Source organism: Aminiphilus sp. (genome assembly GCF_029975095.1).
Taxonomy (GTDB): domain Bacteria; phylum Synergistota; class Synergistia; order Synergistales; family Aminiphilaceae; genus Aminiphilus.
The window spans coordinates 1-13,009 of record NZ_JARKPW010000123.1; the positions used below are offsets into that span (position 1 = coordinate 1).

At 64.9% G+C, this 13,009-nt stretch carries 10 protein-coding genes; 2 read left to right on the forward strand and 8 right to left on the reverse strand.

The genetic code is table 11. From position 1 onward, the window contains the following. Positions 1–986: CHASE domain-containing protein (locus Q1K49_RS07350; RefSeq protein WP_300524559.1), on the reverse strand; the 986-nt coding region annotated here is incomplete at its 3' end. A 339-nt stretch (positions 987–1,325) separates the two neighbouring features. On the opposite strand from Q1K49_RS07350, the gene Q1K49_RS07355 reads away from it, so the two are divergent. Then, the gene (locus Q1K49_RS07355) at positions 1,326–2,405 is read left to right on the forward strand and encodes a glycosyltransferase family 1 protein (protein WP_300524560.1); all 1,080 of its coding nucleotides are present in this window, start codon (positions 1,326–1,328) and stop codon (positions 2,403–2,405) included. Between the two features lie 319 nt (positions 2,406–2,724). On the opposite strand, the gene Q1K49_RS07360 is transcribed toward Q1K49_RS07355, so the two are convergent. From Q1K49_RS07360 to Q1K49_RS07370, 3 genes are all read right to left on the reverse strand, one after another. Next, positions 2,725–3,141: a hypothetical protein gene (locus Q1K49_RS07360; protein ID WP_300524562.1), complete on the reverse strand. Its 417-nt coding sequence runs from the start codon at positions 3,139–3,141 to the stop codon at positions 2,725–2,727. Between the two features lie 32 nt (positions 3,142–3,173). Further along, a complete protein-coding gene (locus Q1K49_RS07365; protein WP_300524564.1) occupies positions 3,174–4,022 on the reverse strand; it encodes a hypothetical protein in 849 nt (282 codons plus the stop codon). Between the two features lie 103 nt (positions 4,023–4,125). Beyond that, a complete protein-coding gene (locus Q1K49_RS07370) occupies positions 4,126–5,037 on the reverse strand; it encodes a PDZ domain-containing protein (protein ID WP_300524567.1) in 912 nt (303 codons plus the stop codon). A gap of 366 nt (positions 5,038–5,403) precedes the next feature. On the opposite strand from Q1K49_RS07370, the gene Q1K49_RS07375 reads away from it, so the two are divergent. Continuing rightward, positions 5,404–7,074 (forward strand): sensor domain-containing diguanylate cyclase, encoded by a 1,671-nt coding sequence (locus Q1K49_RS07375; RefSeq protein ID WP_300524570.1) that lies wholly within the window; start codon positions 5,404–5,406, stop codon positions 7,072–7,074. Positions 7,075–7,142: 68 nt separating this feature from the next. Here the strand turns inward: Q1K49_RS07375 and phnD are convergent, their stop codons facing one another. The 4 genes from phnD to Q1K49_RS07395 form a co-directional block, all read right to left on the reverse strand. Beyond that, positions 7,143–8,891 (reverse strand): phosphate/phosphite/phosphonate ABC transporter substrate-binding protein, encoded by a 1,749-nt coding sequence (gene phnD, locus Q1K49_RS07380; protein WP_300524572.1) that lies wholly within the window; start codon positions 8,889–8,891, stop codon positions 7,143–7,145. A gap of 613 nt (positions 8,892–9,504) precedes the next feature. Next, a complete protein-coding gene (locus tag Q1K49_RS07385; protein WP_300524575.1) occupies positions 9,505–10,311 on the reverse strand; it encodes a C40 family peptidase in 807 nt (268 codons plus the stop codon). Then, the gene (locus tag Q1K49_RS07390; protein ID WP_300524577.1) at positions 10,304–11,200 is read right to left on the reverse strand and encodes a serine hydrolase; all 897 of its coding nucleotides are present in this window, start codon (positions 11,198–11,200) and stop codon (positions 10,304–10,306) included. Before Q1K49_RS07390 ends, Q1K49_RS07385 begins: the two co-directional genes overlap by 8 nt. A 127-nt stretch (positions 11,201–11,327) precedes the next feature. Then, the gene (locus Q1K49_RS07395; RefSeq protein ID WP_300524580.1) at positions 11,328–12,923 is read right to left on the reverse strand and encodes a peptide ABC transporter substrate-binding protein; all 1,596 of its coding nucleotides are present in this window, start codon (positions 12,921–12,923) and stop codon (positions 11,328–11,330) included. Between the last annotated feature and the right edge of the window lie 86 nt (positions 12,924–13,009).

Consider the following 13,009-nt stretch of genomic DNA (forward strand, 5'->3'; position numbering starts at 1 on the left):
GTCCGGAAACGCCGTTCCCGCTCGCGCAACGCCGCGTGGACCCTGCGCCGCTCCTCCGCCTCGGCCTGAAGTTCGCGGTTTGCCCGGGTAAGCTCCTCCGTGCGGTGCGCCACCTCTCCGGAAAGAGCGACGTACCGCCACAGCGCCGCGTGAACGAAGAGCGTGAGCACCACGAGCAGAAGTCCTTCCCCGAGCAGGAAATAACGGAGTCTTTCCCGAATCGCCCCGTCCCAGCCGCCCCTCGGCACGGCTCCGAGTTCCCAGACATTTCCTCCGTAGGAGATGGTCTGTCGCACCGGGTCCGCCTCGAAAACCTCCGGCATCCCCAAAAAAACCTCTCCGTTCGGATGCCGCAGCGCAAGGGCGAGATCTTCCCACAGGGCACCGAACCCCACCTCACCCAGGAGGGCCGAGAGCGTCACCACCATGGAGGCGAATCCCCAGAAACGTCCGGCGCTATAGATGGGAAGGCGCCCGGCGATGCCCCTTCCTCCCTGGAGCAGCTCGAAGGGGCCGGTCACGGAGAACCGACGCTCTTTCAGGGCGCGGCGCACCCCCTCGTCCTGGCGCGTCTCGTCCCCCCCCGCGAGGAGATCGAGCCCCAGCGCTCCCTCGTTTCCCTCCAGTGGAAAGACGAAACGAATCACCCCTTCCGGGGCCAGCGCCACCGTGCGCACGCCCTCCATTCGGGCGAAAACCCGCTCCACATAGGAAAAAAAGTGGGATTCCAGGTAGGGGTCGTCCTCTTCTCCGTGAACGTCCACGAACCCCGCGAGTCCCTCCAGGTGGAAGAAACGCCGCTCCAGCGCATTGGCGAACCCCGCTCGAAGAGGCATCACCTGGGTCAGGACGGAACGCCTCGCCTCGGCAAGGAGCTGGGTCTGAAACCAGCGGGCGATCCACCAGAACCCGATCCCGACAAGGCACGCAAAAAGCAGCGCGCCACCGAGGGGCAGCAATCCGGTCCTGCGCGTTTCCTCCGTCATGGGACACCGTCCTCTCCCTCCGGGCTTCGGAAACGGATATCCTTTTGAATAGTATAGCTTTTTTGCCGCGCCGTGTCCGTTTGGGAGCGTGCGCCGCCTGTCGCTCCTTTTTGTTTGTGACGGCGGGATTGCGGAGAGGTTACACCTTCGTGGACGCCGTTGACGCCGCGCCGCCTTCTGTGCGAAGGTGACACTATTGCTTCCACACGCTCCCGAAACGGAGAGCCCTCGCAGTCGGCTCTCCGTTTCGGAGAGGATAAAACCGGGCTGCCACCGCCCTTCGGAGGTTTTCTCCTCCGCCGAGGGCGATCCGATCCCCGAGAAGGAGGCTTTCCCGCCATGAGAATCTGCATCGCCACCGACGCGTGGTTTCCCCAGGTGAACGGCGTCGTTCGCACCCTTGCCGCCACGCGGGAACGTCTGGAACACCTGGGGCACACCGTGATGCTCCTCTCTCCGGACAGATTCCCCTCGCTTCCCTGCCCGACCTATCCGGAGATCCGCATCGCCTGGGGAGTGTGGGGAGCGGGACCGGAGATCGCCGCCTTCCGTCCCGACGCGGTGCACATCGCCACGGAGGGTCCCGTGGGACTCGCCACGCGAAGCTGGTGTCTCGCCTCGGGAGTTCCCTTCTCCACGTCCTTCACCACCCGCTTTCCCGAATATCTCTCGCTCCGTCTCGGCATGGCGCCGGAGTTCTTCTACGGCTATTTCTCCTGGTTTCACAGTGCGTCGTCGAGCGTCATGGTGGCCACGCCGAGCCTGGAGGAGGAACTGCGAAACCGTGGATTCCGGAATCTCCGCCGATGGGGACGAGGCGTGGACGCCGCGCTCTTCCACCCCTGGACCGGAAGCGAGGCGGAACGGCACGCCTTCGTGGCGTCTCTCCTTTCCGGCGACGACCGGGACAAAACCGGCGGCATGGAACCGCCGTTTCTTCTCTATGTGGGGCGTGTTGCGGCGGAAAAGAGCCTGCCGGACTTTCTGAACCTGCGCCACCCCGGCACCAAGCTCGTCGTCGGAGACGGCCCGGATCTGGAGACGCTGCGGAGAAACCATCCGGACGCACGCTTTCTCGGCGTACGGAACGGACAAGAACTCGCCAGGATCTACGCCGCCTCGGACGTCTTCGTCTTTCCCAGCCGGACGGACACCTTCGGCATCGTACTTCTGGAGGCTCTCGCCTCGGGCGTTCCCGTGGCGGCCCGTCCCGTGACGGGGCCTCGGGACATCCTGGAGCAGGGGAGCACGGGATGGCTTGCGGAGGATCTGGAAGAAGCCGTGAAGCGGGCGCTCCTCCTGGAGCGGGCCGCCTGCCGCGACGCGGCCCTCCGTTCTTCCTGGGAAGCCTGCACGGAACAGTTTCTGGACAATCTCGTTCCCGTCGGCGGCGTCCGGATGGAATCCCTTGCGTCGTGAGCGACGGAAACGTCCCTTGTCCGCCCGGAATGCGCCGTGACGACCGTTGCCCCGGAACTCCTCATCATGATGCAAGAGGGCACACGGACGTCCTGATCCGGGAACGGTCGTCTTGCCTCGGAAAAGCCTGCTCCCCTCCCACGTTGCGAAAGAGCGTTGCGTCACCTCGACGAGACGCCATGCCGTCTGTCCGCGAAGAAGCAAGAAAAGGGGCTCCTCCGAAGAGGAGCCCCTTTTTCGCGCAAGCGCCGGAACGATACGTCGGTTCCGCCCGGTCGCACCTCCGGGCCGTGCGGAACACACCGGCCCGGGGCGGGTCTCACTTCACGATCAGGGCGGGCAGTCCTACGGGCACGGAAACGGGAAGCGCCTGCGTCGGAAACAGCAGAGGCGCTCCCGCCGGAATCCACGAGGGCGACGCCACGACCACCGGCGAGGCCGCGACGCCCACGGTGACCACCGAGAGGGGTGCCACCGACACCAGGGGAGAGCCCATGTAGACGATCTGCCCGGAGGCGGTGCGCACGGCGGGATAGCCGTCGGCGGTGAGAAACACGGGGAATGCCCCGGGAACGATGGTCCAGGAGACCGCCGGGGCGGGGACGAGCCGAACCGTGTAGCCGTCGGTGTAGTCCGCCGCCGTGATGAGCGCCGGGGCGTTCGCCGCGGCGGGGAGCACCGCGCAGCACAGCAGGACAAGAGCAACGAACGGCATAGACAGGAATTTGTGTTTCATGAGAGCCTCCTCCTTCGTCGCAGGACCTGCGGTCACCGCACGCCCAGGGCCAGATGTCCCATCCACAGGTACCCCCAGATCGTGGCCTGGTTCGCCAGCGCGGGGGTTTCTCCGTCATTCCAGAGGAAGTTGTTCTGGTTCACCATCCGCACCAGAGAATAGATGTTGTGCCGGAGGATCTCCGCCGCACCCAGCCCGTCCCCGGGGGATTTCATGGCATACCAGTTCTTTCCCGTCCAGGCGAAGAGCACCGACGGCACATCACCCTTCCACGCGACGGGAACGCGGGGTTTGTCGAGAATGGCCATGCGATCCACCATGGCACTCCACCGGCTGACCTCGAGAAACGTGGGGTGCACCATCCACCAGGGAATGACGGGCACCACGGAAGCGACCGCCGCCACCGGCACGGAGGGAGGAACGGCGGCCACCACATCCGCCGGAGCCTGCACGATCACGCCCGGAGAGAACTCTCCCGCCGGCTGGGGCTGTACCGTTCCCGGCGAGGGCGCCGCTCCCTGGGGAGGAAAGAGCGGCATGAGCTGCACCGCTCCGGGGACGACGGAGCCCACCACGTATCCGCTGGGGACAATGCCCTTTCCGTCGTAGAAGCCGTAGATCCATTTCCCGTCTTTCGCCTTCATCACCGGATAGCCGTCGAAGGTGACGAACCATCCCGCAGGCATGTTGTAGGGCCGATACACATAGAAACTCATGCCCGCATAGGCAGGCTGCGTCACGAGCACCGGCTCCGCGATGAGGTGCCCCGGAGCGGGCGCGCACCAGGCCGAACCGGCAAGACCGAGCGTTCCGAGCAGCACCGCGCCGATCCAGAGCGCCGCCTTGTGCATCCTTCGTCTGTCCGTTTTCTTTCGCATCATTCCACCGCCTCCTTCGTCCGTGGCCGACCTTCCATCCCTGGATGCCCATCCTGTTCTTCCTGCGCGGTTTCGCGCAGGAACACGCCGCACGTGCTCTTTTTTCTCATTCCCCCTCGAAAAACGACGCCGACGACCGCGCATCCATTCCCACGAGGGCGAGCGCTTCCAGCAGGTGCGCCCTTCCTCTCCCCCGGGCCCGATCCGCCAGGGCGGACATGTCGTTCCAGGCCTTCCAGCGCGCCGAAGAGGACGTTCCCGCCGCCTCCCGGGCCTTCCAGTCTCCGAGAAGGGCCAGCGCCTCCTCGCGGAAGCGTTGAGCCCTTCCGAGCCGGTCCCGTGCCTCCGCGAGAAGCCGCTGTGCCTCCGGAGAAACGCCCTCGGGAAGCGGTACCGCGGCAAGCTCCCTCAGGGACTCCCGAAGCGCACGCCTCGCCTCTTCCTGAACCGCGGGGAGAGGCTCTTCGGGAAAACCGGCATCGCGCATTCCCGCAACAAAGCGGAGGCTCTCCTCCCAGGCGACGTCGCCCCGGCGGGCGGCCGCACGGAGGGCCTCCGCACAGTCGAGCACGCGCTGCTGGGCAAAGGTCGTATAGGTTCCCCGGAGCCGCACCACGTCCGGCGCGCCATCCCGCACCAGAACGACCAGGCAGGACCATCCTCCGGAAAGGCGCCGTTCGAGATGGGCCTGAACCTCCGAGGGAGTCTTGCCGGGAAGGACGTCCCCGTCCACTTCCACGAGAAGATCTCCCACGCGGAGTCCCGCCTTTTCCGCGGGACTCCCGGGGAGGACTGCCGCCACGGGAAGAAATCCCCCCGCATCGGGTGGAGCGAGACGGAGCCCCGTTTCGTATGCCGAAGTCGTTCCCGGAAGAGCGCACAAGAGAACGACCAGGAACAGCAGCAACGCTCCGAAACGTGCGGAGGAAAAACCACCCTGCCCCAGGCATTCCGGGGAGCATCGCCACGCAGCGGCTCTCCCCTGAGAACCACCCGCATGGTTCCTCCTTCCCCGCATGCGCATCCTCCTCCGTTCTCTCTCACGTCACCCATCTCCGCGGAACAACAGGGTGAAAAAAGACTTTTCCAGCGCGCCGTAGCACTGCGCTCATTTTATCACAGGCACCGTTCCTTTTCAGGTCGCCTCGCTTTTCTCCGCCCTCTCTCCGCTCTTTCCGGACCACCCGAACCGGTCCGACGGAAAGCAACCCGGAGAAAAACCTCTTGCCTCCACGAACAGACGTCCATCGTTCCGCAAAGGAAAACGCTTTTCCTTTTCTCCCGCTTCCTTCATAATCAATCCATTCGGACGGCCCCCCTCCCTGCACCGAACCGGTTGTTCCGGAAACGCCCCGGCGGGGCCGAACAGAGGAGGTCCGGAAACATGCCCGCGAAAAACACCGTCTTCGCACCCGCCGTCCTGGACAGTCTGAGCGCCCTGGTGGTCGTTCTCGACGCACGGGGACATATGGTGTACGTCAATCGCTCCCTGGCGGACATGACGGGATATGCGCCGCAGGAGCTGGAGGGACAGCCCTACCGGGAACTTCTTCCCGCCGAGGACGCGCCGCAGGTCCGCCGGATCCTCGATGCGCTTTCGGAAACGGGCGGGCCGGAGCGGACCGAGGGGCGGATTCTCTGTCGCAACGGCTCGGAACGACTGGTGGAGTGGACCATGACGCTCCTCCCCGAAGGCGGCACCGGCTCCCCTCTGGTGGTCGGCACGGGCACGGACGTAACGCTCCGGACGGCGATCCGCCGGGCACTTGAGGAGAACGAGGCCCGTTTTTCCGTGGCGCTGGAGAGCAGCGGCGACGGCATCTGGGACTGGGACATCGCCTCGGACACGGTGCTCCTCCTGGGCCCGCTCGGAAGAGCGTTGCTCGGCTCCGAGGAAGAGACGATCACCATCTCCGCCGCGGCGTGGCTCCGGCACATCCACCCCGAGGACGCCCTCCGCGCTCGGGAAGCGGTGCGCCGCCACCTCGACGGCGAGACGGACGTCTACGGCGCGGAGTTTCGGGTGACATCCCAGAGCGGAGCCGTCCGCTGGCTCCGGGACAGGGGAAGAGTGGCGGTCCGAAACGCTTCGGGAGCTCCCCTGCGGGTCATCGGAACCGCCGTGGACATCACGGAGCGCAAAGAGGCGGAACTCGCCCTCCTCCGGAGCGAGCAGCGCTACCGCACGCTCTACGACGCCGTGTCGGGGGGCGTGGTGGTGCAGAACAACGAGGGCGTCATCGTGGAAGCCAACGCCACCGCCTGCGACATCCTCGGCTACGACCGGGAGACCATGCTGGGCACGACCTCCGCTTCACCCATCTGGGAGACCGTCCACGAGGACGGTGCACCCTTTCCTCCGGACGAACATCCCGCCATGCAGGCCCTCCGAACGGGAGAACCCGTCCGGGGCGTCATCATGGGCGTCCGCCATCCGGGGACCGGGGACTTCCGCTGGCTCGTCATCAACGCCCAGCCCATTCCGAGCGCCGAGGGAGACCGGATCGAGGCCGCCATGGCCACCTTCGTGGACATCACCGCCCAGAAGCTCCTGGAGGAACGCCTGGACGCCCTCTCCGCCGTGGACGACCTCACGAAACTCTACAACCGACGGGGCTTCTTCCGTGCGGCGGAGCAGCTCTTCGAACTGGCGGGACGCCAGAATCGCCCGCTCTTTCTGGCACTCGTGGACGTGGACGGCATGAAGCACATCAACGACACCCGGGGGCATCAGGCGGGCGACGAGGCGCTCGTCGTCACGGCGGAGCTGCTCCGAAAGACCTTCCGCAAGGCCGACCTGATCGCCCGCTTCGGCGGGGACGAGTTCATCGTTCTCGGCATGGAGACGGGAACACCGCTGGAGGATGCATCGGAGCGTCTCGCGAACAACCTCGCCGCCCACAACGCACCGCTTCCCCCGGAGCAGCGCCTCTCCTTGAGCATGGGCATCACGTCCTGCCGGGAAGAGCCCCTCTGCTCCATCGACCGCCTCATCACCGAGGCGGACGCACGCATGTACGCCGAAAAAGACGCCAAAAAACGCCGGAGGCGCTGAGTCCTCCGGCGGGATCGTTCTTTCGGATTTCGACGAAACGAAAACCCCCGGTGCGGAGGCGAACAAGTTCAGCGCCGTCCGCTCCGCTGCAGACGCCGTTCCGCCTCCCGGGCTCTGCGCAGAATGTCGTACATGCCGTCGTCCCCGGGGACGAAGCCGTCGATGGCGAGCTGTTTCATCGACGGCCCCGCCAGGGGGTCCGAGGAGGAAAGACGCAGGAGTTCCCGGGCCAGGGCTTCCACGAACTCCCCGGGGGCATCCTCCCGCACCGCGATGGCGTCCTTTGGAATATCCTCCGTGCGGGCGAGAATCTGCAGACCGCTCAGATCCATCTTCCGGGACGCCGCATCCCAGGCGTCGGTGTAGGTCGCCCCCGCGGGGACCTCTCCCTTCACCAGCGCTCCGAGAACTCGGTCGTGACTGCCGAGAAAACGGACCTCGCCGAAGAAACCGTCCGGATCATACCCCTTCTCCTGGAGCAACACCCGCGGATAGAGGTATCCCGAACCGCTGGCGGGATCCACGAAGGCGAAGACCTTTCCCCGGAGTTCCGCCAGGGAGGAAATACCCGCGTCCTTTCTGGCCACGATGAGCCCCTGATAGGAGGGGCGCCCCTTCACTTTCGGAATAGCGAGAACCCGCATGGGAACATGGTCCGCCGCCACCACGTAAGCCAGAGGACTGAACCACCCCAGGTCCACCGCCCCCTCCGCGACGAGTCGCCCGAGAGCCTCGTAGTCCGCGGAGACAAAAAGCCGCAACCGCCGCCCCGCTCTCCGGGCCAACGCCTCCACGATCCCGCCGAAACTCTTCTTGATGTACCCCGGCTCCGCGAAGGGAGTGAAACCCACCCACAGTTCATCCCCGGGGCGATTTCTGGCGGTTTCGAACTGGAGTTCCAACACCTCCCGGGACATCTCTCCCATGGTGGCGGCGAACTGCTCCGCGGACTGAGCTTCTTTCGTCAGAGCCTCGCCGAGGTGGCTCACCTCGCCGATCACCTGCTCGGTGTCGCTGCCGATGACATGGGTCTCCGCGGCGATGACCTCCGCCGCCCGGGCCTGCTCCTCCACGATGCCCACCAGATCGCGGAAGCGCTCTCCCAGAGCGATCACGGATTCCCCGGCACCGCCGATGACGCGGACGGCGTCCTCCGTTCCGGCGTTCCCCTGGTCGATGGCATCCCGCTCTCTCGCCATGCCCTCCACCACCTGGGTCAGGCGGATCCGCATGTCCGCCACGGCTCGGTCGATCTCCCCGGCGACGCTCTGAGTGGAGACGGCGAGCTTGCCGACCTCGGAGGCCACCACGCCGAAGCCTCGCCCCGCGTCCCCGGCCCGGGCGGCCTCGATGGCGGCGTTCAGGGCCAAAAGCTGGGTCTGTCGCGTGATCCTGCCGATCCGCTCCAGCAACGTCACCACGCCCTGCGTGGCGGCGAGCAGCTCCTGCACCAGAGCGCCATTGGCCTGAGCCACCTCCCGAACCCGCCCCAGCTCCTCCCGGAGGGAACGGATGGACCCCACCGCGTTCAGGACGTCGTTCCTGGTCCGCTCCTCCCGGGTGGAGAGTTCCGAACCGATGGCGCCCAATTCCTCGCTCTGGGCGGCCAGATTCTGCACCTCGCCGATGATCCGCTCCACCCGCGGCGCGTAGGTTTCAATGCGCTCTCGCGTGGCAGCCGCGACCCTGCGGAGCTGCTCCGCCGCCTTGGCCTGTTCCTTGCTGACCCAGAGCGTCTGCTGCAGTTTCAGGCCCAAGGTCTCCGTCGTGTCCAGAATCCGGGAAGAAAGACACATCCGCTCCTGTTCCTGCTTCATGATCGCGCCGTTCCCTCCTCGTCGCTCCCCGTTCCGGCGGCCCCTGCACAGCACATGTTCAGGGACCACGGCGAAGCGACGCGCTCTTCCCTCTCTGGTCGCTTCGTGTCCCGATGAAAATGAAAACCTTCTTTGCCGCCTCGCGTTCCTCTGCGTTCCTCCGATGCGATCTCTCCGTGTCACATGTCCCGTCACCACCGTTTTTCTTCGCCTTCGAACCCCACCTCTCCCGAAACAAACGGTCCTTCCGCTCCGACCGATACAAACGCGCCGCAAGAGAACTCCCGGCGTTTCGTCGCGCACGCGGTCACCGGTGGTCCACTCCACACGATTCTTCTCTCCATTCTAACAGACACGAAAACAATCTACCCATTTCAGAAAGTTTCACCGACGGAAATAAAATGTATTCAAAATAATACCAAAAGGAATCCCCGGAACACCCGTGCTTTCGCACAAAAGAAAAAGCGTCCCGAAGGACGCCTTGAACAGATCTCTTCAGGTTCCGGGCACGGACACGCCTTCACGTTCCCGACGAAGCCCGGAAGCATTCCTTCGCACCGCAGAAATTCCGGAACGCCCCGGGAGAGGTTCGGACACGTTTCCCCGAAAACGGTTAAAAAACGCTCCCCCAGGCGGTGATGGAGTGCGCCAGATCGTCCCGGTAGTCCGGATCCTCCGGACGGAGGGAATTTTCCAGGACGCCTCCGGACTTGCCCGTGGAATGCACGTACCGTCCGTCTCCGAGGTAGAGACCGATATGTCCGGGCCAGAAGAGAAGATCTCCCTTCCGAGCGGCCTCGGCGGCGATGGAGCGCACGGGGAACCCCTCCTTGATGGAGGCGTCGCGATAGATGACAAGGCCGTTCAGAAGATACGTCATGGAGCAGAGTCCGGAGCAGTCGATCCCCTGGGGCGTCTTGCCTCCCCAGCGATACTGGGTCCCCAGATAGGCGAGGGCATCCTCCGCGAGATGCCTCCGGGTGCACTCCTCGCCCTCCTCGTTCCAGTTTCGAGCCGGGCGCAGCGCGCAGGCCCGGACGAATCCTTCCCTTCCGTCCGCCAGGGTGACGGAGCACCACGCGGCGTCCTCTCCGGCGGCGACTCCGCCGACGAGCGACGCCCCCCGGGGAAGGGTCACAAGCACCGAACTGCGGTAGGAGGGCTCGGAGAGCACGTCCGCAAAGGGACGGATCACCACCGAACGGGCCCCGGTCTCCCACGGGAGGACGTCACCCTCGCCGAGAGCACCCGGGCGGGCGAATCCTTCGTAGCGGTAGCGGGTCCGGAACCGGAGCCACCCCTTTTCCTCTCCGAGCACGGTGACGACCATGCCGTAGAGCACTTCGTCGGCAAGTTCGCTTCCCTCCCGGGGTTCCAGAAAGAGGGGACAGATGGGAACGGTGACCACCGCGTCACGCATGGAGCCACTCCTTTCTCGTTTCGTAAACGTAGCGGGACAGGCGCCCGATGAGTTCCTTCGCCTCCGGTTCGGGCATGCCCGTGGTGAACACGCCGAAGAAATAGGCATCCTCGGGAGCGTTCCCGCCCGGCACGTCGCCGCAGGCGGACGCGACCGTCGCGCCGGGGAAGAAGATTCCCGCATCGTGCCGCACATAGGGCAGCCCGCCGGGTTTGTGCGCGAGAAGACATTCCTCCTCGGTGAAATAACGGAGGAGCATGGAATCCGACCGGACGCGGAGCAGGATCTCCAGCGCCTTCCGCGCTCCCTCTCTTCCGCCCCAGGGGATGCTGCTCCGCCCAGAAAAGGCGTTCGAACCGGAGGAGGACATCGCGTCCGGCAGGGCAAGTCCCCGGGAAACGGCGAAAAGCGTCTCGTAGAGCAGTGCCTGATCCGCCAGGGTGGTGACGTTCTCACGGCCCTGACGGGCCGCATCGAAATCCATCATTTTCCGCCGGAACTGCGTTCCCCGGAGCCCAAGTGCCCGCCCGGCCCGGTTCACCCGGTCCATTCCCAGGCGGTCCAGGAGGAGATTCGTGGCGGTGTTGTCACTGTCGAAAATCATGAGCCGCGCCAGGTCTCCCACGGACCAGACGGGGTTGTCCAGAAGCGACACGAGGCTGTAGGGAACCTTCTCCTCCTCCCGAGGTGCAAGCGTCTCCTCCCAGGAAATGCCCTCTTCGAGAAGGGCAGCGAGGAGGAGGACCTTGATGGTGCTCGCCGCGGGCATCTCTCTGTCGACGTTCCGGCAGAAAAGCGTCCTGCCCGTTCCGTAATGCCGCAACAGTATCGCGACGGTGCCGCCGCAGGCGGTACAGCGCTCTTCAATCGATTTCCAGTCCATGGCCATGTTCGTTCCGTCTCCTCCCTCGCCCTCTGACAGAGGGGCGAGCATTGCCTTTCCGCCGGGGCGGCAAAGCCGGAGCGCCCGGCGATGTCCGCCGGACGCTCCGCAACAACGACGTTCGACCAAAAAATCAGTGGTCTTCGAGAACGACGTTCCCCATGTACCAGGAACCCATCTTGGTCCGCTCCAGTCCCTTCACGTAGGGACGAATCACGCTGTCGTCCACGGGGTAGAACAGGGGCAGGATGGGCATGTCCTCCATGAAGAGCGCATGGGCCTTGTACATGGCCTCGTCGCGCTCCGCTCCGGTGACCTCGCGGATCTTCTTGATCAGCGCGTCATATTCGGGGTTGCTCCAGCGGGGCCAGTTGGTCCCTGCACCGGTGGTGAACATTTCGAGGAAGGTCATGGGATCGGGATAGTCACCCCACCAGTTGCCGCGACCGACGTCGTAGTTGCCCTCCCGGCGTGTGCTGGCATAGACCTGCCACTCCTGGTTCCCCAGCTCCACGTCGATGCCCAGATTCTTCCGCCACATTTCCTGCACGGCCTCGGCAAGGCCTTTGTGCTCTTCGCTGGTGTTGTAGAAAAGGGTGAACTTGGGGAATCCCTTGCCGTCGGGATAGCCCGCCTCGGCGAGGAGCTTCTTCGCTTCTTCGGGCTTGGCCTTCCCCTCGGGGTCCAGGCCGAAACATCCCGAGGTCTGGCTGAAATCCTTGCCCGTGCTGTCCTTCAGCCCCTCGGGGACGAGACCGCAGGCGGGAATTTCGGAACTCTGGCGCACCTTCTCCACGATGGCCTTGCGGTCGATGGCCAGGGCGAGGGCCTTGCGGACCCGCACGTCGTCGAAGGGCTTCCGGGTGGTATTCACCGTGTAGAAGAAGGAGACGATACGCGGATAGGCCACGTATCCCTCCATCTTGGAGACCCGGGGCAACTCCTGAAGGGGAATGTTCTCCATGATGTCCAGCTCGCCGTTCTCGAAGGCCGTGAGCTCCGTAGAGTGCTCTGGGATGACCACCGCATCGATCCGGGGCAGCTTCACGTTCGCCGCGTCCCAGTACTCGGGGTTCTTTTCGAGCACCACCAGGTCGGGCTGGAAGGTGGTCATCTTGTAGGGACCGTTGCAGATGTAGGTCTCCACTTTGCGGGCCCAGTTGTCGGGGGCCTTCTCCACAATGTCCTCCCGAACGGGCATGAAGACCATGAAGGCCACGAGGTCGAGGAAGTAGGCGGTGGGGTTCTCCAGGGTCACCACGAGCGTCTTGTCGTCCGGGCAGGAGATGGCGATGTCCTCCGCCTTGCCCTCTCCCTTGTAGAAGGCCTCGCCGCCCTTGATGTAGTAGAAGATGAAGGCGTAGCCGGAGCCGACCTTGGGATCGAGGGAACGCCGCCAGGAATATTCGAAATCCTGGGCTCGGACGGGCTTGCCGTCGGACCACTTGGCGTCACGGAGCTTGAAGGTGTAGGTCTTGCCGTCCTCGGAGACGCTCCAGGATTCGGCCATACCCGGCACGAGTTCGCCGTTCCGGTCCCGGAGAAGTCCCTCGAAGCAGTGGTCGATGACGAAGCCGCCGATGAGGTCGCCGTTCAGAACAGGGTCGAGCGTCTTGGGCTCACGAGCCAGATTGTAACGCATCACCTGCTCCGCCGCAGCCGCGGGAAGCGCCGCCACGCACAGGCCGATCAGGGCGACGAGGAGCAACAGAACTACGGATCTTTTCATCTCATGTTCCCTCCCTGCAAAGGTCTTCTGATGCCGCTGCAACTCCCTTTCGCAAACCTTCGGGTCTGGAATTTCGCGAGACGAGC

Bases quoted from the DNA above. Each gene is read 5' to 3' on its own strand.
- Q1K49_RS07355 (WP_300524560.1), top strand. From the start codon at position 1,326: ATGAGAATCTGCATCGCCACCGACGCGTGGTTTCCCCAGGTGAACGGC.
- Q1K49_RS07360 (WP_300524562.1), bottom strand. From the start codon at position 3,141: ATGAAACACAAATTCCTGTCTATGCCGTTCGTTGCTCTTGTCCTGCTG.
- Q1K49_RS07365 (WP_300524564.1), bottom strand. From the start codon at position 4,022: ATGATGCGAAAGAAAACGGACAGACGAAGGATGCACAAGGCGGCGCTC.
- Q1K49_RS07370 (WP_300524567.1), bottom strand. From the start codon at position 5,037: ATGCGGGGAAGGAGGAACCATGCGGGTGGTTCTCAGGGGAGAGCCGCT.
- Q1K49_RS07375 (WP_300524570.1), top strand. From the start codon at position 5,404: ATGCCCGCGAAAAACACCGTCTTCGCACCCGCCGTCCTGGACAGTCTG.
- phnD (WP_300524572.1), bottom strand. From the start codon at position 8,891: ATGAAGCAGGAACAGGAGCGGATGTGTCTTTCTTCCCGGATTCTGGAC.
- Q1K49_RS07385 (WP_300524575.1), bottom strand. From the start codon at position 10,311: ATGCGTGACGCGGTGGTCACCGTTCCCATCTGTCCCCTCTTTCTGGAA.
- Q1K49_RS07390 (WP_300524577.1), bottom strand. From the start codon at position 11,200: ATGGCCATGGACTGGAAATCGATTGAAGAGCGCTGTACCGCCTGCGGC.
- Q1K49_RS07395 (WP_300524580.1), bottom strand. From the start codon at position 12,923: ATGAAAAGATCCGTAGTTCTGTTGCTCCTCGTCGCCCTGATCGGCCTG.